This window comes from Comamonas composti DSM 21721, assembly GCF_000429845.1.
In the GTDB taxonomy this organism is placed as follows: domain Bacteria; phylum Pseudomonadota; class Gammaproteobacteria; order Burkholderiales; family Burkholderiaceae_C; genus Comamonas; species Comamonas composti.
This window is the reverse complement of the sequence record NZ_KE386972.1, coordinates 93775-118951: the sequence shown is the minus strand read 5'-3', so window position 1 is coordinate 118951 and position 25177 is coordinate 93775. Positions and strand designations below refer to the sequence as shown.

Here is a 25177-nt window from a genome sequence, read left to right as displayed (position 1 = left end):
GTGCGCAAACGCCTCGGTGATCTGCGCCAGCGGATAGCTGCTGTCGATCACCGGGCGCCAGTCCAGGTCAGCGAGCGCGCGCACCGTGCATGCCGAGGTGCCGCCGCGCGTGGACTATGCGCGGATCGGACTCGGCCTGTCGTTCAAGCCCCGCCGGCCTAGAGGGCTTGGGCGGGGATTTCTTCACGGGCTTACCTGGCCGCAGTCAGCGTGGCATGGCTGTGCATGAGGTTGCGGTAGTCGGGAATGTGGCTGCTGAACAGGGCGCCCAGGCCTTGCACATCGTTGCGCCAGTCGCGGTGCAGCTCGCAGGCCGCGCCGAACCAGGTCATGAGCTGGGCGCCGGCCTGCTCCATGCGGCTCCAGGCGGCCTGCTGGGTCATGGCGTTGAAGGTGCCCGAGGCATCGGCGATCACGAACACCTCATAGCCTTCGGCCAGGGCCGAGAGCACGGGGAAGGCCACGCAGACCTCGGTGACCACGCCGGCCACGATGAGCTGTTTCTTGCCCGTGGCCTGGATGGCCTTGACGAAGTCCTCGTTGTCCCAGGCATTGATCTGGCCGGGGCGCGCGATATAGGGCGCGTCCGGGAATTTTTCCTTCAGCTCGGGCACCAGCGGGCCGTTGGGGCCGTCCTCGAAGCTGGTGGTCAGGATGGTGGGCAGCTTGAAGTACTCGGCCATGTCGGCCAGGGCCAGCACATTGTTCTTGAACTTGTCGGGATCGATGTCGCGCACCAGGGACAGAAGGCCGGTCTGGTGATCGACCAGCAGCACGGCGGCATTGTCTTTGTCCAGGCGTACATAGGGCTTGTTGCTCATGGTTTTCTCCTTGGCAGGGTTGGGTAAAAAGGGGGCGGTGCCGGGCGGCCCAGCCGCCCGGCAGGCGTCAATGCGCGGGTGCGGACGCGCTGGCGCCCATGGCGCCAAAGCGGCCGGCGCGCAAGTCGTGCATGGCCTGCGCGATCTGCGCCTCGCTGTTCATGACGAAGGGCCCATGGCCGACCACGGGTTCGTCAATGGGCTCGCCCGACAGCCACAGCAGCGTGACCTCGCCGTTGGCCTCCAGGTGCACGCTCTGGCCCTCGCGGTCCAGGTGCACCAGCTGGCCCTGGCGCGCAATCTGCTGGCCGTTGACGAGCAGCGTGCCGTGCAGCACGACCAGGGCCAGCGTGCGGCCGGGGTGGGCCCTGAGCTCGGCCGTGGCCGAGGCCTTGAGCCTCACGTCCCAGACATCGACGGGCGTGAAGGTGCGCGCCGGGCCCAGGGCCTTTGCGCCATCGGCGCCCTCATAGCAGCCTGCGATCACGCGCACCCGGCCCGCTGCATTCGGCAGCTGCGCCCGGCCCATGTCCTGATCCAGCAGCGTCTGGTAGGCCGGCGCGGCCATCTTGTGCGCGGCCGGCAGGTTCACCCACAGCTGCACCATCTCGAAGTTGCCGCCCGTGCGCGCATAGGCTTCGGAGTGGTATTCCTCGTGCAGGATGCCCGAGGCCGCCGTCATCCACTGCACATCGCCGGGGCCGATCACGCCGCCCGCACCCGTGGAGTCCTTGTGGGCCACCTCGCCCTCGTAGACGATGGTCACGGTCTCGAAGCCGCGGTGCGGGTGCGCACCCACGCCGCGTCGCTCCTCGGTGGGCGTGAAATGGTGAGGGCCTGCATGGTCGAGCAGCAAGAACGGGCTCAGCGCCCGGCCATGGTCGCCATAGCTGAACAGCGAGCGCACGGGAAAGCCATTGCCGACCCAGTGCCCGGCGGGCTCGTCGTAAACACCGAGAATTTTCTTGAGCATGGTCTTTCTCCTTGCATTGGCCCGGTTTTCAACCAGGCCGTTGAACATGGAGAAATTATTGATTTGGAACGATGATCTGAATAGACTGCAAAATTTCGCCTCATAGTTCTAAAAATAAAACGATGAAACTGCCCGACCTCAATGAGCTCTGCTTTTTTGTCCAGGTGGTGGAGCACGGCGGCTTTGCCCCGGCCGGCCGCGCCCTGGGCCTGCCCAAGTCCAAGCTCAGCCGCCGTGTGGCCCAGCTGGAGCAGCGGCTGGGCGTGCAGCTTTTGCTGCGCTCCACGCGCAGCTTTGCGGTCACCGAGATCGGCAAGCGCTACTACCAGCATTGCCGCGCCATGCTCACCGAGGCCGAGGCCGCCGAGGAGTCCGTGGCCCTGAGCCATGCCGAGCCCTGTGGCCTGGTGCGCCTGAGCTGCCCCGGCGCCCTGCTGGCCGCGCGCGTAGGCCCCATGCTGGCCGAATTCATGGCCTTGCACCCGCGTGTGCAGCTGCATGTGGACGAGACCAACCGCCGCGTGGATGTCATAGGCGAGGGCCTGGACCTGGCGATTCGCGTGCGCCCGCCGCCGCTGCAGGACAGCGACCTGGTGCTGCTGCCCCTGGCCGAGCGGCGTCAGCACCTGCTGGCCAGCCCCGCGCTGCTGCAGCGCATGGGCACGCCCTCGGGGCCCATGGACCTTGCGTCCTGGCCCAGCCTGGACATGGGCCAGGCGCAGGAAACGCACCGCTGGCTGCTCTACGGCCCCACAGGCCAGCGCGCCGAGGTGCGCCACCAGCCGCGCTTTGTGACCCAGTCCATGCAGGCCTTGCGCGCTGCGGCCGAGAGCGGCGCCGGCCTGGTTCAGCTACCGGGCATGTTCGCCAGAGAGCAGTTGCACAGCGGCGCCCTGGTGCAGGTGCTGGAAGACTGGGAGCCCCGGCCCGAGATCGTGCATGCGGTCTATGCCTCGCGCCGGGGGCAGCTGCCCTCGGTGCGTGCGCTGCTCGACCATCTGGCCCAGGGCTTCAAGGCGCTGCAGGAGGAGTAGCAAAGGCGCGGCCCAGGGCCTTTTCTATGTCCGCCGCGATATTTCCGGGCTTGCTCTGGGGTGCATAGCGGCGCATGACCTGGCCGTCACGGCCCGTGAGGAACTTGGTGAAGTTCCATTTGATGGCCCGGGTGCCCAGGATTCCCGGAGCCTGAGCGGTCAGCCAGCGGTACAGCGGATGGGCGTCCTTGCCCTTGACTGCGACCTTGGCCATGAGCGCAAAGCTCACGCCGAAGTTGTGCTCGCAAAAGCTGGCGATCTCGTCCTCGCTGCCCTGCTCCTGGGCGCCGAACTGGTTGCAGGGAAAGCCCAGAACCACGAGCCCGCGCCCGCCGTACTGCTCGTGCAAGGCCTGCAGGCCCGCGTACTGGGGCGTGAAGCCGCAGGCACTGGCCGTGTTGACGATGAGCAGGGCCTGGCCCCGGTAGCGGCACAGGTCCACGCACTCGCCCGTGATCGAGCGGGCCTTGAAGTCATAAGCGCTGCAGACAGTCGTCATAAATGCAAAAGCAGTGGCTGGAGCAGGCATTCTGCCCAGCTCCCGCGCCCAATGGTCAAGAATCCCGCCTGGCCCGCGAGCATCTGCATGCAGAAACCTTTCTTGCCAGCAGACTCTCCACAATTTGGGCATTCTTGGCGGTTTTGCCATTTCGCGGTTTTGTCGACCGCCATGCAACGTGCACTCTTTCTTCAAGGATTTCAAAGCGCAAGCCATGAGCCGCCTGTCAGCGCTCTGGGCAGGGCTGCGCGCCTCGGCCCTGGGGCAGCGCATCGCAGTCCTGCCCTGGTGGCATCGCTGGCCCACGTGGCGCGAGTGGCTGATGCTGGCTGCGGCCCTGCCGCTGCTGTTCACGCTCTATGTGCTGTGCCTGATTCCTTTCACGCCCGGCATTCGCGACATACGCAAGGAAAAGCAGGAGATCCCGGCCCGGATCCTGAGCGCCGACGGCAAGGAGCTCGCCCAGTTCAGGCGCAGCAATCGCGAGTGGGTGGGGCTGGCGCAGATCTCGCCCAATGTGATCAAGGCACTGATCGCCACCGAGGACCACCGCTTCTACAGCCACCATGGCATGGACTTCACGCGCACCGTGGGCTCGGTCATCCATACGCTGGGCGGCCGGCCCCAGGGCGGCTCCACGCTGACCCAGCAGCTCGCGCGCAATCTCTACCCCGAGGAGATCGGGCGCGCACCCACGCTCAACCGCAAGCTCAAGGAGGCGATCACGGCCTTCAAGATCGAGGCGCTCTACACCAAGGACGAGATCCTCGAGACCTATCTCAACACCGTGCCCTTTCTCTACAACGCCTACGGCATAGAGATGGCCGCGCGCACTTATTTCGACAAGAGCGCGGCCAGGCTCTCGGTGCTCGAAGGCGCGACCCTGGTGGGCATGCTCAAGGGCACCAGCTATTACAACCCCGTGCTCAACCCCGGGCGCGCGCTGGACCGGCGCAACACCGTGCTGTCGCAGATGGCCAAGCGCGGCGAGCTCTCGCGCGAGGAGTTTGCGCAGCTCAGGAAGCGCCCCATGCGCCTCAACTTCGAGCGCCAGGAAGAGCCCCAGGGCATGGCCCCGCATTTCGCCCAGCAACTGCGCAAATGGCTGATCGCCTGGGCCGACAGCAACGACTACAACATCCATACCGACGGCCTGGTGGTGCACACCACGCTGGACTCGCGCCTGCAGTCCTGGGCCAACCAGGCCGTGGCACGCCAGACGCGCCAGCTGCAAGGCATAGCCAACAGCGCCTGGAGCCAGCGCGACGGCTGGAGCGCGGGCAACCCGCTGGTGCAGCAATTGCTGCGCGAAACCCCGGACTGGCAGCAACTGCGCGCCAAGGGCGAGAGCGAGGAGGCCGCGCTCAAGACCCTGCTGGCCGACAAGCGCCTCATGGCCCGGCTGCGCGAGGACAAGACGCGCGTACAGGCCGGCTTCGTGGCGCTGGACACGCGCAGCTCCCACATCCTGGCCTGGGTGGGCAGCAGCGATTTCGCGCGCGATGCCTATGACCATGTGCAGCAGGCCAGGCGCCAGCCCGGCTCGACCTTCAAGCCCTTCGTCTATGGCGCGGCCCTGCAGCAGGGCATGCAGCCCGGCGACATGCGCATCGATCAGGCCGTGGAGATCCACCTGCCCGGTGGCGAGATCTGGAGTCCCACGGACGCTGGCCCGCCCACGGGCCAGGATATGACGCTGGCCGATGCGCTGGCCTATTCCAAGAACACGATTACCGCCGCGCTCATGCAGCAGGTCGGCCCGCAGCGCGTGGCACGGCTTGCGCGCGCCCTGGGCGTGCGCCAGAGCCCGTTGCAGGAAGTGCCGGCCCTGGCCCTGGGCAGCAGCCCCGTTTCCCTGTTGGAGATGGTCAACGCCTATGCGAGCCTGGCCCGCGGCGGCCAGTACCTGGCGCCGCTCATGGTCACGCGCATAGAGGACCGCGAAGGCCGGCTGCTGGCAGAGTTCCAGTCCAGGCCCGAGCGCGCGCTCGACGAGGCGCTGAGCTACGAGCTCGTGGACATGCTGCGCGGCGTGGTCGACAAGGGCACGGGCGTCGCCATACGCAGCCGCCACGGCATACGCGCCGATGTGGCCGGCAAGACCGGCACCACCCAGGGCAATGCCGACGGCTGGTTCATCCTGATGCACCCCGACATCGTGGCCGGCGCCTGGGCAGGCTTTAACGATGCACGCATCACGCTGCGCAGCGACCGCTGGGGCCAGGGCTCGCGCAGCGCCCTGCCCATGGTCGGCAATTTCATGGCGCGTGCGCTGCAAAGCCCGCTGGCCGACGCCAAGGCCCGCTTTGAGCCGCCCAGGCAGGAGAGCTGGTGGGGCGACCTCACCGATCGCCTGCGCCAGCGTGTGCAGGACTGGTGGGGCAGCGACATGCCGACTGCGCCGGACCAGCCCGCACGGCCGGCGCCTGAATCTGCGCCCGACCTGGAGCCCGCGACGGACCCGGGCCCCGCGCTCTCGCCCGGCGAGGAAATCATCGAGAGCACGCCGGCCCTGCCCCCCTCCGTGATACCTGAGCCGGTAGCCGCCGAGACTGCATCAGAAGAAGCGCTGCAGCCCGAACCTTCTGCCGCCGCCCCTGGGCCACAACCTGTGCCGCAACCAGCCCCGGACTTCGGCGCACAGGATGCGCCTCTGGGCGAAGGGGTGCAGGTCATGCCTGTGCGTTAGCCCATGTGAAAACGCCCCAAAGGCGCCTGGGCAGGTATCGGGCCTGCTGCAAGACCATAAATTTATGGATAAAAAGGCCCTCAGCGCTTACCTGATAAGCGCTTGCAGCTACAAAATTGCAAGCAATCTCAGGATGGGCGCAGGGCCATCGTCTCTCAGAACGTGTTTACGATCTCCTTGGTGCCGCGCCAGTGTCTGTGCGGGATGGGATACAAGGCGCGATACCGCAGCAATAGCCGTGCTATTGCGAGGATTCGCAACGCTGTAGACCGCCCGCAAAGGCACTGGCCCGAAGGGTTGGAGCGAAATCGGGCTATTTTTTCGCGCTGTGGCTTGCTTGCACCCCGGTGCAAGCTGCGCCCCATCGCTTTGAACTCATCCCGATTGCGCTCCAACGCGGCAGCGTAGAGATCGTAAACACGTTCTCAGAACCGATGCCACCAAAGCCCACCCCTTCGCGGGAAGAGGCCATGCCGGCAAGCGCTGGGGTAGGGCGTGCAAGCGTTCAGAGCGCCAGGCCCTCCACCCAGCGCCCATAAAGCGTCTTCAGCGTGGCGTGCATTTCCTGGGTACGTGCCTGCAATGCGTTGAGCACGTCGGCACGCGGGCTGCAGGCGGGGTTGCCAGCGGCTTCCTGATTTTCCATCTGGTGGCCGTTGCGCTCCACGCTCAGGGCCACGAGCTCGGGCGTCATCTCCAGGTGGGACTGAATGCCCAGATGCAGGCCATCGGCCACAAAGCCCTGGTTGTCGCAGTAGGCGCTGCGCGCAATGCGCGTCGCGCCTTCGGGTATCGCAAACGTATCGCCATGCCATTGAAAGGTCAGCAGCTCCTGACCACCCGGCCGGCCAAACCATTGCCTGGCCACGGCATTGTCTTCGACGGCCAGGCGCGCCCAGCCGATTTCGCTGCGCTCGTGGCGCCTGACTTCGGCGCCCAGGGCTGCGGCCAGCAACTGGCTGCCCAGGCAGTGGCCCACAACGGGTATGCGGGCCGCGACGGCCTTGCGGATCAGGGCCAGCTCCTGGGCAATCCAGGGCCAGTCGTCATGCACGCCCATATGGCCGCCCATGAAGACCAGGCCGCAAAAGGCCGAGGGGTCCTCGGGAACGGCCTCGCCGTCGAGCACGCGCACCAGCTGGACGGGCCTGCCCAGCTCGGCGAGCAGGTCGGGAATGGCGCCGGGCGCGCCGACTTCGGTGTGCTGAAAAATGGCAATGGGTTTCATGAGTCACTCTCCTTGAGCCAGCCCTCCAGGGCCATGCCGAAGCTCAGCACCTGGGCATCGGCATGGCGCCTTCCCACGAGCTGCAGGCCGAACGGCAGACCTTGCCGGTTCAGGCCCCAGGGCAGGCCCAGCGCGGGCTGCTGGGTCAGGTTGAAGGGATGGGAAAACGGCGTGGCCGTCAGCCAGTTGCCGCTGGTCCGCAGCTCGCCGGCCCTGGGATGGCTGTCATGCACAAAGTCTCCCGCAGGCGGCGCAACACCTGGCGTGCTGGGTGTGAGCAGCAGGTCCAGGCCGCAGAACAGCTGGTGCAGCTGCTGGGCTCCTTCGCGCAGCACACGCCGCGCGGCCGCGAGTTGCAAGCCGGTTTGCTCCAGGCCTTGCAGCCGCTGGCGCCGCAGGTCCGGGCCCAGGCATTCGATCTGTGCCTCGTCCAGATGCAGACAGGATTCGAGCACGCGCGAGCACCAGGTCTGCCACAGCGCATCGCCGACATCGAGACCGCCGAGGTCCACCGGCACAAGCTCCAGGGGCTGGCCGCGCCAGCTGCGGCCCTGCAGCCGCGTGACCAGGGCCTGCATGGCCGGCGCCACGGCCTCATCCAGCCCGGCGCCCAGATCCGCCCCGATCTGCAGGCAGTAACCAATGCGCAGCGGTACGCCGCGCACGGCCGAGGCCTGCAGCCAGGCGCGCCAGAACAGGGAGCTCGGATCGCGCACATCGGGCTGCCCCAGTACCTGCATGGCCAGGGCCAGATCTCCCACGCTGCGGCCCATGGGGCCCAGATGGGCAAACTCCGCAAAGGCGCTGGCCGGCCCCATGGGAATCTGGCCGAAGCTCGGCTTGAAGGCCACCAGCCCCGCATAGGAGGCCGGGATGCGCACCGATCCTCCGGCATCGCTGCCCAGGGCCAGCGGACCCCAGCCTGCGGCCAGCTGGGCGGCTGCGCCGCAGCTGGAGCCGCCTATCGAAAGCGATGCATCCAGCGGGTTCAGGCTGCGCCCATGCACCGGGCTGTCGCCATGAATGGCGCAGCCCATCTCCGTGGTCGCGGTCTTGCCCAGCAGCAGGGCACCGCTGGCGCGCAAATGGCTCACGCAGGGTGCATCCCCGGGCGAGGGCTCGCCCGCAGACAGCAGGCTGCCGCGCCGGATAGGCCAGTCCTTGACCGTGACCAGATCCTTGATCGACACCGGCACCCCGTCCAGCGCCCCTATCGGGCTGTGCCGGCTCCAGCGTTCGGCCGAGGCCTGCGCATCCCTGAGAAAGTCATCGCGCCCCAGGAACACAAAGGCATTGAAGGCATCATCACCAATCGCCTCGAGCACGGCCCGGGCAATCTCCACGGGCGTGAACAAGCCCTTGGCATAGCCTTCTATCATCCGCCGCGCAGAGAGCGTTGCAAGCTCCATCCTGCTCATGGGGCAACCTTGTCGATCTCCACATTCGCAAAACCCGTCCCCTGCTTTTCATAGCGCCGGATGTAGTTGGTCTGCATGATGTCCCGGCTCTGTGCATCCAGGCGCACGCTGCCGCGCGGGCTTTCCCAGGAAAGATTCCTGAAGGCCTCCATGAGCGTGGCTCCGTCGGCCTTGCCGCCGGTCTTTTGCAGGGCTGCGTACAGGGCCGCCATGGCGTCATAGGCGGATACGGCCATGATCGTGGGGCGGCTGCTGCCCACGGCCATCTGTTTGAAGCCCTGGACGAACTGCTGGTTCAGCGTGGAGACATGGCTCATGGAATAAGGGTAGGACGTGACCACGCCCAGGCCCTTGTCGCCGATCGCATCGAAGGCCGACTCGAACACGATGTCGCCCGTGCCTATGAGCTTGATGCCGGCCTCGTGCAGGCCCTTTTCGCGAAACTCCTTCATCAGGGCCGGCGCCACATCGCCGGCGTTCACGAAGGTGAACACCGCATCGGGCTTCGCGTCCTTGATGCGCTGCATGTAGGCTGCGAAGTCCACGGTCATCACGGGCGTGCGCAGCTTGCCCACGATCTCGCCGCCCGCCTCGGTAAAGGCCTTGATGAAGGCCTGCTCGGCATCGTGGCCTGGCGCATAGTCGGCCACCAGCACATAGGCCTTGCGCACGCCCTGGCGATAAGACCATTGCGCGATCGGCGGCACGATGTGCTCATAGCTGAACGAGGTGCGCAGCATATAGGGCGACTTGGCGGTCAGGCCCGAAGCCGCGGCATTCATGACCAGCATGGGCAGCTTGGCCTGGGTCGCCAGGGGCGCGACCGACAAGGCATTGGGCGTGAAGCCGAAGCCTGCGAGCACCTGCACCTTGTCGCGCACGATGAGCTCGGTTGCCACGCGCTTGGCAAGCTCGGGGTTGGGCCCGCCCACGTCCTTGGTCAGCACTACGACCTTCTTGCCTGCCACCGTGTCGCCATGGTGCTTCTGGTAGAGCTTGATGCCGGCTTCCATCTGCTTGCCGAACTCCGAGAACGGCCCCGACATCTCGGCCACAAGGCCGACCTTGATGGTGTCCTCAGCCCAGGCGGGGGCGGCCTGTAAAGCAGCCATGGCACAGGTTGCGATCATGGCAAAACGGCGGTTCAACGGATTCACGGTCATCTCCTTGCGCTGCGCGCATCTTGGTATTTCTGAGTCAGACGACCCATCGAGGAACATGTCCGCGATCTCCTCGGCGTCGCCCAAAGATCGTAAACATTTTCTAACAATTGCCTGACTGGCGCCCACTGAATAACTGGCTCGGCCTGCCGTCAGGTACAGCGGGCAACGGCTCCCTCCCGAGCCGCGCCGTCAGCCCCCGCATGCCGCGGCTCAGTGGGCCATCTCCACCCCCAGCAGGCGCTCAAGCAGGGCCGCGTCCTGAGCTAGCTCGCGGCTCGCTCCCTGGTGCACGACCACGCCGCGCTCCAGCACAATGGCCTGATCGGTCATGGACAGGGTCAGCACCGGGTGCTGCTCGACCACGATGGAGGCCAGGCCCTGCTGCGTGCACATGCGGCGTATGGCCTCGGCCAGCTCCTCGACGATGATGGGCGCCAGACCCTCCATGGGCTCATCGAGCAGCAGCAGACTGGGGTTGGTCATCAGCGCCCGGCCCACGGCCAGCATCTGCTGCTCCCCGCCCGAGAGCTGGTTGCCGTAGTTGCCCGCGCGCTCCTTGAGCCGGGGAAACAGCTCGTACACGCGTTGCAGGTTCCAGGGCCCCTTGCGCGCGACCACACTGAGGTTTTCGGCCACGGTCAGCGAGGGAAAGACCTCGCGCTCCTGCGGCACCCAGCCCAGGCCCGCATGGACGCGATGGTGGGAGGGCCAGCGCGTGATGTTCTGGCCGCGCCAGCGCAGACTGCCGGCCATGACGCGGGTATTGCCCATCAGCGTCTCGAGCAGCGTGGTCTTGCCTACGCCGTTGCGCCCCAGAATCGCCAGGCTCTTGCCCTCGTCCAGGCTCAGGCTCAACTGGTCGAGCACCACGGCTTCGCCATAGCCTGCGCTGACGCCGTCGAATGCGAGAAGTTCAGCCATGGTGGCCTCCTATGTGCGTGCTCTTGCCCAGATATACCTCGCGTACCCTGGGGTCGGTGCCGACTTCTGCGGCATTGCCTTCCATGAGGATTTTTCCGGCCACCAGCACCGAGATGCGCTGCGAGAAGCGGAACACCAGGTTCATGTCGTGCTCGATGAAGAGCACGCCAATGTGGCTGGGCAGCTCGGCCACGGCCTCGAACAGCTCGCCGCTCTCGCCCTGGGGCACACCGGCCGCAGGCTCATCCAGCAAGAGAATGCGTGGCCTGGCCGCCATGGCCAGGGCGATCTCCAGCAGGCGCTGCTTGCCGTAGGCCAGCGTGGCCACGGGCAACTGGGCCAGGGTGTCGAGCTTCAGGCGGCGCAGGATTTCATGCGCTTCCTCGTGCACCTGGGTGTAGCGCCTCACGGGCTTCCACCAGCAGGAGCCCAGGCCCTCGCGCTCGCAGATCGCCAGCACCACGGACTCCAGCGGCGTGAGGCTGGGAAACAAGGTGTTGATCTGGAAGGTGCGCACCAGGCCCAGACGCGCGCGCTGGTCGCAGCTCAGATCGGTGATGTCCTGGCCATCGAGATAGATGCGGCCGCTGCTGGGCTTGTAGACCCCGGTCAGCAGATTGATCAGCGTGGTCTTGCCCGCACCGTTGGGGCCGATCAGCGCCTGGCGTGCGCCGGGCTCCAGATGGAGCGAGACATCGCCCACGGCCTGAAAGGAGCCAAAGCGTATGCCCAGGCCTTCGGTCTTGAGGAAAGAGGAATGGGGCCTGCTCATCGTGCCTTCTCCACCTTGAAAATACGCGCCAGCAGGCCCATGAGGCCGCCGCCGCCAAGCATCACCACGGCGATCAGGAAACACCCTATCCAGAACATCCAGTATTCGGGGTTCATGTCGGCAAACCAGTCGTGCACCACCATGTAGACGATGGCACCCAGCAGGCCGCCATAGAGGCGGCCCGCACCGCCGAGCACGAGGATGATGAGGATTTCGGCCGAACGGTTGATGCCCAGCGACTCTATGCCCACGAACTGCGTGGACTGGGCCATGAGAGCCCCGGCCAGGCCCGCGATCGCGGCCGAGAAGCAATAGGCCATGCGCAGGCGCGCAGCCACGGGTGAGCCTATGGCCTGCATGCGCTTGCTGCTGTCGTGGATGCCGCGCAGGGCCAGGCCGAAGGGCGAGCCCAGCATGCGCCGTGCCACGAGAAAGACCAGCAACACCATTGCAAGGCTGTAGACGAAGCCGGTCTTGCCGAACAGGTCGAACTCGAACAGGCCCAGCACGGGCGCCATCTCTATGCCTTGCAGGCCGTCGGTGCCGCCCGTGATGCCGGCCAGCCGGTTGGCCAGCTCGCCCAGCAGCATGCACACGCCAATGGTGATCATGAGCCGCGTGAGGTCGGCACCGCGCACCACGAGATAGCTGAGCAGATAGCCCAGGACCGCGCAGACCAAGAGGGCCACGACGAGCCCCGAGAAGGGCTCGTTCCAGGCATGCTTGGCCCACAGCCCGGCCGCATAGGCGCCCATGCCGAAGAAGGCCGCATGGCCCACAGTCAGAATGCCCGCATAGCCCAGGGCCATGTCCAGCGACACGGCGAACAGGCCCATGATCAGGATCTGGCTCAGCAGCGTGAGGTGGTCGGGCAGCAGCCAGTACATGCCGGCCAGCGCCAGCCAGAACAAGGCTTCCACCCAGGGCAGCCGTGCCGAAGAAATGGAAATTTTCATATCAGTCATCCATGGCGCAGCGCGCCAACCTGTGAAACTGGCGAGACCCAGGCCCGGAGGCCGCCAGCAAGAGACGCTCCACGACAAGACTGCCGCAGCCCATCCCCGGGAAAGCCGCGAAACGCGCACGGCTTCTGAAACTGGCAGGCCCCAGGCCGGGGACAGCGAGCAAGGGCCGCGCCGCAGCGAGGCTGTCGTCCCCCTTCCAGGGGGAAGCCGTAAAGCGGCTCAGGGGGTGGCCCATCACAACCCCTTGCGCGGTATCAGGCCATGGGGGCGCAGCAGCAGCGTCACGACCATGAAGACATAGATCAGAAAGGCGCCGGCCTCGGGCAGGTAGTACTTGCCTGCCATGTCCACGATGCCCACCAGCAGGGCCGCCACGAAGGGGCCGACCACGGTGCCCGCGCCGCCCACGCAGACCACGATCAAAAACAGCACCAGGTACTTGAGCGGGAACGTGGGCTCCAGCCCCAGCATGCCCAGGCTCAGGGCGCCGCCCAGGCCGGCCAGGCCGCAGCCCAGCACAAAGGTCGCAAAGAACAGCAACTGCACGGGAATGCCCGTGCCGCGTGCCACGCGCTGGTTGTCCACCGAGGCCCGCACCATGGCGCCAAAGCGCGTCTTGTTGAGCAGCAGCAGCAAGCCGCCGAGCACCAGCGCGCCGCAGACGATGAGAAACAGGCGATAGCGCCCCACTTCCATGCCCGCGATGGCGATGCGGCCGTCGAGCATGGGCGGCAGCGTGAACGGCTGCATGGAAGGGCCGAAGAAATAGGTGAATGCCGCAATCGAGACGAACACCAGGCCGATCGACAGCAGTACCTGGTCCAGCGGATGGGAGCGGTAAAGCCGCCGGTACAGCGTGAATTCGAGCACTGCGCCCACGGCGGCCGCGACCACGAAGCTCAGCACCAGCGCCGGGAAAAATCCCCAGCCGTAGCTGTTCATGGCCACGGCCGCCGCATAACCACCGGCCATGGCGAAAGCGCCATGGGCGAGGTTCACGAAGTTCATCAGGCCCATCGTGATCGACAGGCCTACGGCAATAAGAAACAACAGCATGCCGTAGGCCACGCCGTCAAAAATCACGATGCCCATATGGGGCCTCCTTGCTGACTGAACCGCCGCAGCGGGCGCATGCATGAGGATCATGCGCCCAGGGCTGCGGACTTACTTGGCGGGCTTGGCCGGGTCCTTGACGCGTTCGAACTTGTCGAACTCGACGTTCACCCATTTGCCATTCTTGAGCTCAGTCTTGCGCACGTACACGGTCTGCACGATGTCGCGCGTGGCCGCATCGATCTCTATGGGGCCGCGCGGGCTCTCGAACTGCAGGCCCTTGAGGGCTGCCATCACGGCATCGCCGGCCGTGTTGCCGCCGGTCTTCCTGAGCGCCAGGTCCATGGCGGCCATGGCGTCATAGGCGGCCACCGCAAAGTAGCTGGGGCGCATCTTGGTGCCGAACTCCTTTTCGAAATCTGCCACGAACTTGCGGTTCTTGGCCGAGTCATGGTCGTAGGAGTAGTGGTGGCTGGTCACCAGATCCTTGGCCACGTCGCCCGTGACCTCCATGTAGCTGTCATCCGTGGCCTCGCCCGTGGCGAACAGCTGTATGCCGGCCTGGGCCATGCCGCGCTCCTTCCAGACCTTGAGAAAGGCCGGCGGCATGACGCCCGAGGGAAAGAAGAAGAACACGGCCTTGGGCTTGGCGTCCTTGATGCGCTGCACATAGGCGGAGAAGTCGGGGTTGTTCATGGGCGTGCGCACGCTGCCCACGATCTTGCCGCCGCCTTCGGTGAAGGCCTTCTCGAAGGCCGTGTACGAGTCCGTGCCCGAGGCATAGTCGGCCACCACGGTATAGGCCTCGTTGATGCCCTTGGCCAGCATCCAGCGTGCCATCGGGTCCGAGACCTGCTGTACCGTGAACGACAGGCGCGCGATATAGGGCGAGCTGGTGGTGATGGCCGAGGAAGAGGCATTCATCACCAGCGTCGGGATCCTGGCCTGGGTGACCAGCGGTGCGACCGCATAGGCATTGGGGCTGAAGTCCAGGCCCGTGAGAAATTGCACCTTCTCGCGCACGATGAGCTCCTGGGCCATGCGCTTGCTCGCATCGGGGGCAGCACCGCCCGTGTCCTTCTTGATGATCTCCGCCTTCCTGCCCCCCAGAAGCCCGCCGCTTTCCTTGAGGTAGAGCGCCATGCCGGCATCGAACTGCCGGCCATAGTCGGCATACGGGCCGGAGTAGGTCGCAATCATGCCGACCCGCACGGTCTCTGCGGCCAGAGCCGGGGCCGCACTGGCCGCGCCAAGCAGCGCAAGTGCTGCAATCAATCGATGGGGTTTCATGGGGTTTTCTTTCTTGGTGTGTGTGAGGCAGGGAAAATCAGTCGATAGGCATCATGCAGGCGCTGCCGCCACGGCGGTCAGCAGGTTCTTGAGAACGAAATCCGGGTCGGCAAGCTGCTCGGGCAAGGCCTGGACACGGGCCTCGATGAGCTTGCGCGCCAGCAGGTGTTCGGCCGGCCGGCTCACGCTGTGCACGCAGACCACGCGGCCCTCGCGCAGCAGGAACAGGCTGAACTTGCCGCTCTCCAGACTGCCGCGCAGCACGCGCTGGTCGCCGCTGTGGCCAAGGCCTGCGATCTGCAGCTTGCTGTCGTACTGGTCGCTCCAGAACCAGGGCACGGCCTTGTAGGGCTCGGGCCGGCCTGCGATCACGCTGGCTGCGGCACGGGCCAGGTCGTTGGCGGCCTGTATGGACTCCAGGCGCAGGCTTTGCTGCGGATCGATGCCAAACGGGTTCGGAAAGCAGGCGCAGTCGCCGGCCGCCAGAATGCGCTCGTCCGCCGTGCGCCCGCAGGCATCGACGAGCACGCCCTGGTCGCAGGCCAGGCCTGCAGCGCGTGCAAGTTCGTCATTCGCCTGCACGCCAATGCCCAGCACCACGGCATCGCAGTCCAGGGCCCGGCCATCGGCAAGCAGCACCTGGGCCACGCGGCCGTCGGCGCCGGCCTTCAGGGCCTGCACGCCGACCTGCATGTGCAGCACCACGCCGCGCTGCGTGTGCAGCTCCGTGAAATAGGCCGCCACCTCGGGCGGCACCACGCGGCCCATGAGCTGGGCCGAAGCCTCGATCACATGGACTTCCAGCCCCTGGGTGCGCAGGGCGCTGGCCGTCTCCAGGCCAATGAAGCCGCCACCGATCACGCAGACGCGCCGGGCCGTGGCCGCCATGCGCTCTATGGCCAGCGCGTCGTCGAGGCTGCGCAGGCTGTGCACGCCCGGCAGCTCGCCGCCGGGCACGGGCAAGGGCCGGCAGCGCGCGCCCGTGGTCAATGCCAGCCATTCATAGGCCAGCTCCTCGCCGCTGGCCAGCCGGACGCGGCGCGCCTGGCGGTCCAGGCACGTGACCCTGGAGTCCAGGCGCAGCGCAATGCCCTGCTCCTCGAAATAGGCGGGGGCGCGAATCGTCAGACCCTCGGCCGTCTGCTTGCCCAGCAGCAAGCCCTTGGACAGGGGCGGGCGCTGGTAGGGAGGCCGCGCCTCCTCGCCCACGATGGTGATCGGGCCCGAATAGCCCTTGGCGCGCGCGGCGTCGGCAAGCTGCATGCCTGCGTAGGAGGCGCCGATGATGAGCAGGCCTGCTGTCATGGTCTTGCCCCGGCTCAGATCTGGCTGGCCGGCACTTGCACGGTCAGGCCGTCCAGCGTGGCGTCGAGCACGATCTGGCAGCTCAGGCGGCTGCCGGCGCGGCGCTCGCTGGCCACGCCGTCGAGCAGTTCGGACTCCATCTCGTCAGGGGGGGCGAGCCGGTCCGCAAAGGCCTCGTCCACATAGACATGGCAGGTCGCGCAGGAGCAGCAGCCACCGCACTCGGCATCGATGCCGCGCACATTGTTGAGAATGGCCACCTCCATCACGCTGCGCCCTGCAGGCGCATCAATGGTGCGGGTGCTGCCGTCTTGCAGCAGATAGTGAACAACAGGCATGGGGCAATCGCTTTTTCTTAGAACAGGTTGAAGTATTCGCGGTGTTCCCACTCGCTGACTTCAAGGTTGAAGCGCTCGAGCTCGGCGTTCTTGATGCGGCAGTAGTAGTCGATGAAGCGCCGGCCCATGGACTCGCACAGATAGCTGTCGGCCTTGAGCCTTTCCATGGCATCGGGCAGGGAGCGCGGCAGGATCTCGGCATCGGTCTCGTAGGGCACGTCGGCCGAGGCGCCGGGATCGAGCTGGCGGCGTATGCCGTCCAGGCCCGAGAACACCTGCGAGGCCAGGTACAGATAGGGGTTGGCCGTGGGCTCGCCCACGCGGTTCTCGATGCGGCTGCCGTTGTCGCCCACACCGCCGAGCACGCGCAGCATGGCGCCGCGGTTGTCCCGGCCCCAGGCCGCGCGGTCGGGCGCCAGCGAGTGGGAGCGAAAGCGCCGGTAGCCGTTGACCGTGGGGCTGGCGAGCATGGTCGAGGCCGCGCCATGGGCCAGCAGGCCGCCCAGATAGTGCATGCCCAGCGGGCTCAGGCTCTGGCCCTCCTGCTCGGGGATGAAGGCATTGCGCCCCGTGGTGCGCGAGCGCAGCGACTGGTGCAGATGCCAGCCGCTGGAGCAGACATTGGGAATGCGCGGGCGGCACATGAAGGTGGCGTGCAGGCCGTTGCGCGCGCAGACCTGTTTCACCGCGCTGCGCAACAGCATCATGAGATCGGCCGGCATCACGCCCTGCGTGGGGCCGAAGGTCAGCTCCAGCTGGCTGGGGCCCATTTCGACTTCCAGCGAGCGCAGCGGCAGGCCCAGCTCGACCAGGGTGGAGCGCAGCAGCTCCATGGTGCTGTCCAGCGCATCGTAGCGATCCTCGGTCAGGTACTGGTAGCCGTGGGACAGCAGGCTGACCTCGGGCGGCAGACCGGGCTGGCCCGAGTGGGCCAGGTCCATGTTGGGCACCTCGGTGCGAAACACATGGAACTCGACCTCCAGGCCTGCGACGAAGTCATAGCCCAGCTGCCCGAGATCGGCGATGGCGCGCTGCAGGATCTGGCGCGTGCCCAGCGGCGAGGGGCTGCCGTCGGCCAGATAGGTATCGCACAGCAGCCAGCCCGTCTTGCGCGCCCAGGGCAGGACGCGAAAGGTCGCGGGGTCGGCCACCATGGTGAAATCGGCACCGCCCTGCATGCCGTCGAAGTCGAAGCCGCCGCCCGCACTGAAGACCGGAAACACCGTCTTGTGCGAGGTGTCCTTGGCCAGCAGGGTGCTGGTCATGTTGACGCCCGAGTGCAGGGCCGAGATGGCCTCGCTGGCCACCAGGGTCTTGCCGCGCAGCACGCCGTGCTGGTCGGCGAAGGCAAACCTCACCAGCTCCAGCTGCTCGGCCTCGATGCGCCGGGCGACCTCGCGCGCACAGCTTTCCTGCTCGGCCGTGAACAGGCCGAATCGCTCCACAAAACTCGCCATGGTGCTGCTCTTTACTGCTGGCTCAGGCGTGCGCTCGCCCAGTCCGAACCCTGGCGGCGCTTGAGATCGGCGTCCTCGCAATAGGTCGCGACCTGGGCCTTTTCGCTGATGCCGTCGATCGAGGGCGGGCCGCTGAAGCTGCCGGCCTGCCCGGCCGTGACCATCATGGGCAGCTCGCCTTCGCCGGCAAGATTGGCCTCTATGGCTTTGACCAGCATGCGGCGGTAGGCAATGATGCCCTTGTCGGTCGTGCCCAGGTGCTCGCGCGTGCGGTCCTGGATCGCGCCCTGCGACTCTATGGCCCACTGGTCGTGGACGTTGATGTCCATGCCCATGCCGGTATAGGTCTGGTTGTTCTGCTCGGTCACGCTGTAGCCGTAGTTGTTGCCCTTGTTCTTGCGCGAGGTGTAGTCAGGCAGCTCGTAGAGCTCCAGGCGCTGCTCGCGCATCTGCTGCTTGTCCACGGGACCGGTAAAGCTCGTGAAGATCGCATACCAGTAGCAGTTCTCGTCGTCCACGGGCACATGCCATTGCGAGATCGTCATCTCGGCGCTCATGGGAATCACGAAGGCCTGGGGGAAGACCACATTCGTCACGCGCACATGGGTCTGCTCTTCATTGAGCTCGCGCAGCGCGGTCAGGCGCAGGCCGAACTCGGCGGGTTGCACATCGATGCTGGGGCGGTCGTACTCGCGCAGCACCTTGGTGATGGGCATGTGCGAGTCGGCCGAGGCGCCGCGGAACTGCTTGCCATAGCTCTCGGAGGTGTCCTCGTCCTCGAAGAAGCGGTGCAGGTAGGACGCATGGGCCGGGTCCATGCCGACTTCCAGCGCCTGCAGCCAGTTGCACTCGAACAAGCCCTTGAACGCGAAGGTGTGGCTGTCGGGGGCGACGAAGCAGTCGAATTCCGGGAAGGCCGGGGGCTCGCCCTCGCCCAGGTAGGCAAAGATGATGCCGCTGCGCTCGACCACGGGATAGGCGCTTTGGCGTATGCGCGAGCACAGCTTGCTGCCCACGGGCTCGGCCGGGGTCTCCAGGCAAGTGCCCTTGGTGTCGAACAGCCAGCCGTGGAAGGGGCAGCGCAGGCCGCCATCTTCGAGACGGCCATAGGCCAGGTCGGCGCCACGGTGCGGGCAGTCGCGGTCCAGCATGCCCAGCTCGCCCTTTTCATCACGGAACAGCACAAAGTCCTGCCCCATGAGGCGCACGGCGCGCACCGGGCGCTCGCCCGCGAGCTCGTCCGTGAGGGCCACGGGCTGCCAGTAGCGGCGCAGCAGCTTGCCTGCTGGCGCCTGAGGACCGACACGGGTTATCAAATCGTTTTGTTCTGCACTGATCATGGGGCTCACCTTTCTGCAACCCTGCATCCGATTGCATGCAATCAAAACCCAAAACAACAAATCCTGTCGTCAAGAGCGCGATGGCAGTGGATGCAGATGGAACACTTCACAAACAACACCAATAAATGGCGCTTGAAAGTGAAATAAATGTCACTTTTATTGGATGAAGCGAAATTTATTGCAGCAGATCAAAGACGCAAACAGGGTTAACCATGAAAAGTGCATTTAATTGCATGCAATCAAAAACATCTTTCAAAAACCTGCCTGCCGCCCCTGTGGCACACTGCGCCGATCCAAGGAGAAACACATGTTGAGTCCCGCCGAATCCCAGCAAGCCCGCGTTCTGATCCAGCTGCGGGATCTGATCCTCAAAGGGGTTTTCGGGCCTGGCGAGCGCTTGGCCGAGATCCCGCTGGCCGAGCGCCTGCAGACCTCGCGCACGCCCGTGCGCCTGGCCCTGGGCACGCTGGAGTACGAAGGCCTGATCGAGCCCTGCGTCTCGGGCGGCTACCAGATGCGCGGCTATACGGCCAAGGAGGTCGTGGACGCCATCCACTCACGCGGCGTGCTGGAAGGCTTTGCGGCCCGCACCCTGGCCGAGCAGGGCGCTTCACGCTCGCTGCTGCGCGAGCTCAAGGACTGCCTGGACGAAGGCGACAAGGCCGTGAACAAGCCCGTCATGGATCTGGACGACTACGCGATCTATGTGGACATGAATGTGCGCCTGCACACCCTGATTCTCGAAGGCTGCGGCAATGCCTCCATCCTGCGGCTCATGGAGCGCATCAACTCGCTGCCGTTCGCGGGCCCCAGCGCCATGCTGCCCATGCAGTCCTCGATTGCCGAAGGCTCGCAGTGGATGCAGCTCGCGCATTACCAGCACCACAGCCTGGTTCAGGCCATAGAGCGCGGGCAGGGCGCGCGCGCCCAGTCCCTGGGCGAGGAGCATGTGGAGATCGCCTGCCGCAATCTCGAATACGCGGTCGACCGCCCCGAACAGGCGGCCAAGGTGTTGCCCGCGATCCGCCTGGTCACAGATGCGAGCCGCAAGCTCGGGAGCTGACGGCTGCTACACAAAAAAAGAGCTGCTAGCGCTTGTCCCACAAGCATTTCAGATGTGAAGGCATCTGAAACATCCATGGGGCAAGCGCTAGCAGCTCTCTTATTGGGAGCGCCCGTTCGGCTGGCGCCGCCGGCAGTCAGCGCGTATGGCTGACGTTGGTATCCACGGTGCCGAAGACCGTGACGCCGCCCGCCTGTCCGGCCGTTGCGCCGTCATCCGTGCGCGGTGTGCTGCCCGCGCAGGCGCTGAGCGCCGCACAGGCCGCGAGCAGTGCGCCAGCGGCCAGGCCGCGTAGTCCTTGTTTCATGCGATCTCCTGCAAAGCTCCGGCCCGGGCCGGCATGAGGGCATGGTAGCGGCCCCTGCAAACCCTCGCGAAGCTGCAGTTTTAGCCTGTTCACAGAACGTGTTTACGATCTCCTCGGTGCCGCGCCAGTGTCTTTGCGGGATGGGATACAAGGCGCGACACCGCAGCAATAGCCGTGCTATTGCGAGGATTCGCAACGCTGTAGACCGCCCGCAAAGGCACTGGCCCCAAGGGTTGGAGCGAAATCGGGCTATTTTCTAGCGCTGGCGCTTGCTTGCACACGAGTGCAAGCTGCAGCCCATCGACTCGAACTCATCCCGATTGCGCTCCAACGCGGCAGCGTAGAGATCGTAAACACGTTCTCAGCCTTCGAGATACAGCTCGGCCAGGCGCTGGCGTGCGGCCGCATCCAGGCCCATGGCCTGGCTCAGATAGGCCTGCATGCCGCCGAACTCCTTGTGCACGAGCTCGGTGGCCGCCGCAAGATACGACTCCTGCACGCGCCACAGCACGTCGAGCACGGCCGGGTCCGCGTCCCAGAGGCCGGCATCGGGGCGGCGGTAGAGCGCATTCGTGAGCAGATAGTCCTGCATCACGGTCTGCTCATCCACGCCCAGGGCCGTGAGCAGCAGGGCGGCCGCCCAGCCCGTGCGGTCCTTGCCGGCCGTGCAGTGGAACACCAGCGGCCCCTGGCCTGCGAGCAGCATCTGAAAGAGCTGGGCAAAGCGCGGCGCGTACTCGACCACGAAGCTGCGATAGGTGTCCTGCATGAGGCCTACGGTATCGGCCTCGGTGAGCTGGCGGCCGGCCTGCAGGATGGCCTGGCTGCGCTGCACCACCGAGGGCTCGACGACCAGCGCATGGCGCTCCAGACCCGGCCAGGCGTAGGCGAGCTGGGCGCTTTCCTGGACGCCACGAAAGTCGGCGCTGCTCACCACGCCCATGCCGCCCAGGGTCTGCAAGTCCTGCTGCGAGAGCTTGGCCAGATGGTCGGAGCGGAACAGCTGGCGCCAGCGCACGGATCGCCCGTCCAGGCCCTGGTAGCCGCCAAGATCGCGGAAGTTGGAGGCACCTTCGAGCGCAATGCTGCGAGAAAGCGTGGTCGGGGAGGGGGTCATGAGTTCTGCATCCATGCCCCGAGGTTAGCCTATCTGCATGACTTCATTGCGCCGACCCTTTGGCGGGTCGGGCATGGGCCCGCCTCATGCCTGCCATGCAGCATCCAGCAGCGCCTGGGGCGCATCCGTGCCGCAGGCCGCGCCCGTCACCGTGCCCCAGTCCGCATCGAAGCGGCTGGCGATGAAGGCCGAGGCCGCTGCATCGTCGGCATGCCTGAGCATGAGGCAGGCCTGCACCGTCAGCGCCAGGCGCTGGGTGAATCTGCGCGCCTGGCGCTCCAGCGCCTGTGGCGGCTCCATGATGGTCATGCGCAGCCCATGCACCTGGGCGGCCAGCAAGGGCTCCTGGGAGGCGCTGTCCTGCAGGTGGTCGAGCAGCAGGTGGGCGTCGTCGGGGCTGCGCGCAATCGCCCGCAGCACGTCCAGGCACATCACGTTGCCCGAGCCTTCCCAGATGGAGTTCACCGGCGCTTCGCGGAACAGCCGCCCCATGGGGCCGGTCTCCACATAGCCATTGCCGCCAAAGACTTCCATGGCCTCGGCGGTCAGCCCCACGGCGCGCTTGCAGTTCCAGAACTTGGCGGCGGGCGTGACGATGCGCCTCCAGGCCTGATCCAGGGCGTCGTCGGAGCCGAAGCGCGCCGCCAGGTCCATGGCCAGCCAGGTCGCGGCCTGGGACTCCAGGGCCATGTCGGCCAGCAGCGAGGTCATCACCGGCTGCTCGGCCAGCGCCAGGCCGAACACGTGACGGTTGCGGCTGTAGTGCAGCGCCTGCACGAAAGCCTGGCGCATGAAGCCTGCACTGGACAGTGCGCAATCGAGCCGCGTATGGGTCGCCATCTCGATGATGGTGGAGATGCCCCGACCCTCCTCGCCCATGAGCACGCCCCAGGCCTGCTGGAACTCGACCTCGCTGCTGCTGTTGGAGCGGTTGCCGACCTTGTCCTTGAGCCGCTGTATGTGGATGGCGTTCTTGCTGCCGTCGGGCCGCCAGCGCGGCACGAAAAAGCAGCTCGGCCCGCGCTCCTGGGTCTTGGCCAGCACCAGGTGCCCGTCGCACATGGGCGCCGAGAAAAACCACTTGTGGCCGGTGATCAGGTATTCCTCTCCCCAGGGGCCGCTGCCATGGTGTACGGCGGAGGTGGTGTTGGTACGCACGTCGCTGCCGCCCTGGCGCTCGGTCATGCCCATGCCCACGGAGATGGAGGTCTTGCCTTCCATGGGCAGATCGCGTGCATCGTGCTCAAAGCTGGACAGCAGCGGGCCGAGCTGGGCATACAGCGCGGGGCTGCGCCTGAGCAGCGGAATGCTGGCCTTGGTCATGGTCGTGGGGCAGGTCGAGCCCGACTCGATCTGGCAGTGCATGTACAGCGAGGCACCATAGGCCGCCCAGGCCGAGGACCTGTCATCGGTGAAAGGCAGGTTGGCAATGCCATTGCGTCGTGCAATCGCCATCATCTGATGCCATGCCGGGTGAAAGCGCACCTGGTCAATGCGCTCGCCTCCTGGCGAATGGGTGTGCAGCTCGGGGAGGTAGCGGTTCGCGTCCTCGGCGGCGCGCAGTGTGGCCTCGGCACCGTATTCCGCGCCCTGCCGGACCAGCTCCTGCCCGCGCCACTGGGCTGCGCCTCGCGCCACCGCACGGCCCAGCACCGGATCGCTGGTATAGAGGTTGTAGTCCTTGAGTTCGGGAACCTGGTTGTGAGGATGGATACCTGTCATAGCCCATGTTTTTCGCAAGCGCACCTCGGGGGCAAGATGCCCTGCAGAAAGAATGCGCGGTTTTTGGAAATCCCCATGGCCAGGCTCGGCGCTGTCGCTGGCAGGCCCGCCAGGGGATGGTTGGAGACCGGGCCTGATGCCCGGTCACGGTCATGCGGGCCCGCACCTTGAGGCGGCACCGACATGCTCTGATCAGCCTGGATCAGGCTCAGCCCGGCATCTTCATGCGGCAATTGCTGGGCAGGCTGGCCTCCTTGGCGCTGATTTCGGCCATGGGCTTCCAGCCCAGGCCCGTGCCTTCCTGGTCATGGACCACGCTCTTGCCATCGACCTTCTCCCAGCTGAGGATGTACAGCGGCTGCTGGGCCTGGTGGTCGGACTTGCGCATCTCCACCGGGCCGTTGATGCCGTCAAAGCGCAGGCCCGCCATTTTTGCGGCGACCGCCCCGGGCTCCACGGACTGGGCTTCGCGCATGGCCTTGGCCAGCATCAGCAGGGCGTTGTGCCCCAGCCCGTTGATGAAGTCCTCGTTGAACTGGCTCTTGAAGCCGGGCAGCAAGGGCTGCGCTGCGAGCTCGGGGGCATTCGGGCTGAAGGCCGAGACCAGCTTGACGCGTCCCTCTCCCGCAGCGCCCATGGCACTGGGCACGCCGAAATTGTTGCCGTTGAGGGTATAGAAATGGGCTTGCAGGCCTGCATCGCGCGCCGCCCGCACGATGAGCGCCAGGTCTGCGCCGAAGTCGGCCGTGATCACCGCATCCGCGCCCGACTGCTTGATCTTGGCGATATAGGGCGCATAGTCCTTGACCTGGCCCAGCGGGTGGAAGTCGTCGCCCACGATCTTCAGGTCCGGGCGCTTGCGCGCCAGCATGTCGCGCGCCGCGCGCGACACCTCCTGCCCATACGCGTAGTTGGGGTTGAGCAGATACACCTGGCGCACATCCTTTTGCTGGGCCAGGTAGGTGGTCATGGCCGCGATCTTCATGTCCGAGTGCGCATCGGTGCGAAAGTGCCAGTAGCTGCACTTGGACTCGGTCATCTGCGGGGCCTGGGCCGCATAGTTCAGGTAGACGATTTCCTTGCCCGGATTGCGGCTGTTGTGCTTTTCTATGGCCTCCTGCAGCGCCAGGCCCACGGCCGACGAACTCGCGCCCTGGACCACATAGCGTATGTTCTGGCCGATGATGGAGTTGAGCTGGCTCAGCGCCTCCTGGGCCGAGAGCCGGTTGTCGAAGGCCACGATCTCGAACTTCACCGGGCCCGCCCAGGCCTGCTCGTTGGCCAGCTTGGCGCTGTACTGAAAGCTCTTGAGCACATTCAGCCCCAGTCCGGCCATGGGGCCGGACATGGCATCCAGCGATGCGATCTTGACCGTGGTTGCCGGCTGGGCCGAGACGGCGGCAGCACAGGCCAGCGCGATGGCGCCCAGGGGCGCAGCAAACATCTTCCTCATTTTGTCTCCATCCTCGTTTTATTAATGTGTGGTTGGGCACGCCGGCACGGCATTGCGCAATGTCGTGTCGGTGTAAGGAAATTCTAGGAAGTCATGCGCCTTGGGGTGTTCGGATTAAGGCTGCCGTACAGGCGTGCGCTCGCCAGCCGTCAGCCACGGGGCCCGGGTGCTCCCAGAAGCCGCGCACCAGCAAGCCTCCCGGAGCTTGCAGGATGGACTTGTTCGCTTTCGCAATGGTGCCGCGCAGGG

The 25177-nt window shown here is 66.0% G+C and carries 22 protein-coding genes; 3 read left to right on the top strand and 19 right to left on the bottom strand.

The features are described from left to right. Positions 1-191 precede the first annotated feature (191 nt). Both ycaC and G486_RS0119215 read right to left on the bottom strand, forming a co-directional pair. Positions 192-821 carry an isochorismate family cysteine hydrolase YcaC gene (gene ycaC / locus G486_RS0119220; protein WP_027016997.1) on the bottom strand — a complete coding sequence of 210 codons (630 nt, stop codon included), beginning with the start codon at positions 819-821 and terminating at the stop codon, positions 192-194. Positions 822-888: 67 nt separating this feature from the next. Then, entirely contained in the window at positions 889-1794 is a 906-nt protein-coding gene (locus tag G486_RS0119215) for a pirin family protein (RefSeq protein ID WP_027016996.1), read from the bottom strand. Positions 1795-1916: 122 nt separating this feature from the next. On the opposite strand from G486_RS0119215, the gene G486_RS0119210 reads away from it, so the two are divergent. Then, entirely contained in the window at positions 1917-2828 is a 912-nt protein-coding gene (locus G486_RS0119210) for a LysR family transcriptional regulator (protein ID WP_084455451.1), read from the top strand. Here G486_RS0119210 and G486_RS0119205 read toward each other — a convergent pair. Next, positions 2806-3327 carry a glutathione peroxidase gene (locus tag G486_RS0119205; RefSeq protein WP_027016994.1) on the bottom strand — a complete coding sequence of 174 codons (522 nt, stop codon included), beginning with the start codon at positions 3325-3327 and terminating at the stop codon, positions 2806-2808. The two genes, G486_RS0119210 and G486_RS0119205, sit on opposite strands and share 23 nt — an antisense overlap. Positions 3328-3541: 214 nt before the next feature. Here G486_RS0119205 and G486_RS22855 point away from each other — a divergent pair, with 214 nt between their 5' ends. Then, complete coding sequence (locus G486_RS22855) at positions 3542-6016, top strand: transglycosylase domain-containing protein (protein ID WP_051303695.1); 2475 nt, start codon at positions 3542-3544, stop codon at positions 6014-6016. A gap of 505 nt (positions 6017-6521) precedes the next feature. On the opposite strand, the gene G486_RS0119190 is transcribed toward G486_RS22855, so the two are convergent. From G486_RS0119190 to G486_RS0119130, 12 genes are all read right to left on the bottom strand, one after another. Next, positions 6522-7244, bottom strand: a complete 723-nt coding sequence (locus G486_RS0119190; RefSeq protein WP_027016993.1) for a type 1 glutamine amidotransferase — start codon at positions 7242-7244, stop codon at positions 6522-6524. Then, entirely contained in the window at positions 7241-8662 is a 1422-nt protein-coding gene (locus G486_RS22850; protein ID WP_084455449.1) for an amidase family protein, read from the bottom strand. Before G486_RS22850 ends, G486_RS0119190 begins: the two co-directional genes overlap by 4 nt. Further along, positions 8659-9825, bottom strand: coding sequence for an ABC transporter substrate-binding protein (locus tag G486_RS0119180; protein WP_027016992.1), 1167 nt, complete (start codon positions 9823-9825; stop codon positions 8659-8661). Before G486_RS0119180 ends, G486_RS22850 begins: the two co-directional genes overlap by 4 nt. A 210-nt stretch (positions 9826-10035) precedes the next feature. Further along, the gene (locus G486_RS0119175; protein WP_027016991.1) at positions 10036-10746 is read right to left on the bottom strand and encodes an ABC transporter ATP-binding protein; all 711 of its coding nucleotides are present in this window, start codon (positions 10744-10746) and stop codon (positions 10036-10038) included. Then, entirely contained in the window at positions 10739-11518 is a 780-nt protein-coding gene (locus G486_RS0119170; protein ID WP_027016990.1) for an ABC transporter ATP-binding protein, read from the bottom strand. The genes G486_RS0119175 and G486_RS0119170 overlap by 8 nt, the downstream gene beginning before the upstream one ends. Further along, the gene (locus tag G486_RS0119165) at positions 11515-12474 is read right to left on the bottom strand and encodes a branched-chain amino acid ABC transporter permease (RefSeq protein ID WP_027016989.1); all 960 of its coding nucleotides are present in this window, start codon (positions 12472-12474) and stop codon (positions 11515-11517) included. The genes G486_RS0119170 and G486_RS0119165 overlap by 4 nt, the downstream gene beginning before the upstream one ends. Before the next feature lie 243 nt (positions 12475-12717). Further along, positions 12718-13575, bottom strand: coding sequence for a branched-chain amino acid ABC transporter permease (locus tag G486_RS0119155; RefSeq protein WP_027016988.1), 858 nt, complete (start codon positions 13573-13575; stop codon positions 12718-12720). A 72-nt stretch (positions 13576-13647) separates the two neighbouring features. After that, positions 13648-14826: an ABC transporter substrate-binding protein gene (locus G486_RS0119150; RefSeq protein WP_027016987.1), complete on the bottom strand. Its 1179-nt coding sequence runs from the start codon at positions 14824-14826 to the stop codon at positions 13648-13650. A gap of 51 nt (positions 14827-14877) precedes the next feature. After that, the gene (locus G486_RS0119145; protein ID WP_034388482.1) at positions 14878-16131 is read right to left on the bottom strand and encodes an NAD(P)/FAD-dependent oxidoreductase; all 1254 of its coding nucleotides are present in this window, start codon (positions 16129-16131) and stop codon (positions 14878-14880) included. 14 nt (positions 16132-16145) lie between these two features. Then, complete coding sequence (locus tag G486_RS0119140; protein WP_027016985.1) at positions 16146-16469, bottom strand: 2Fe-2S iron-sulfur cluster-binding protein; 324 nt, start codon at positions 16467-16469, stop codon at positions 16146-16148. A 17-nt stretch (positions 16470-16486) separates the two neighbouring features. After that, a complete protein-coding gene (locus G486_RS0119135) occupies positions 16487-17926 on the bottom strand; it encodes a glutamine synthetase family protein (protein ID WP_027016984.1) in 1440 nt (479 codons plus the stop codon). Positions 17927-17937: 11 nt separating this feature from the next. After that, the gene (locus G486_RS0119130; RefSeq protein WP_027016983.1) at positions 17938-19266 is read right to left on the bottom strand and encodes an aromatic ring-hydroxylating dioxygenase subunit alpha; all 1329 of its coding nucleotides are present in this window, start codon (positions 19264-19266) and stop codon (positions 17938-17940) included. A gap of 307 nt (positions 19267-19573) precedes the next feature. Between G486_RS0119130 and G486_RS0119125 the strand changes: the two genes are divergently transcribed. After that, positions 19574-20329 carry a GntR family transcriptional regulator gene (locus G486_RS0119125; RefSeq protein ID WP_034388479.1) on the top strand — a complete coding sequence of 252 codons (756 nt, stop codon included), beginning with the start codon at positions 19574-19576 and terminating at the stop codon, positions 20327-20329. Between the two features lie 136 nt (positions 20330-20465). Here G486_RS0119125 and G486_RS24370 read toward each other — a convergent pair whose 3' ends face one another. The 4 genes from G486_RS24370 to G486_RS0119105 all read right to left on the bottom strand — a co-directional run bounded on the left by G486_RS24370 (position 20466) and on the right by G486_RS0119105 (position 24928). Continuing rightward, positions 20466-20636 (bottom strand): hypothetical protein, encoded by a 171-nt coding sequence (locus G486_RS24370; RefSeq protein WP_169728627.1) that lies wholly within the window; start codon positions 20634-20636, stop codon positions 20466-20468. 361 nt (positions 20637-20997) lie between these two features. After that, the gene (locus tag G486_RS0119115; protein WP_027016981.1) at positions 20998-21753 is read right to left on the bottom strand and encodes a tyrosine-protein phosphatase; all 756 of its coding nucleotides are present in this window, start codon (positions 21751-21753) and stop codon (positions 20998-21000) included. Between the two features lie 84 nt (positions 21754-21837). After that, complete coding sequence (locus G486_RS0119110) at positions 21838-23475, bottom strand: acyl-CoA dehydrogenase family protein (protein WP_027016980.1); 1638 nt, start codon at positions 23473-23475, stop codon at positions 21838-21840. 208 nt (positions 23476-23683) lie between these two features. Then, positions 23684-24928 (bottom strand): branched-chain amino acid ABC transporter substrate-binding protein, encoded by a 1245-nt coding sequence (locus tag G486_RS0119105; RefSeq protein ID WP_027016979.1) that lies wholly within the window; start codon positions 24926-24928, stop codon positions 23684-23686. Positions 24929-25177: the final 249 nt, after the last annotated feature.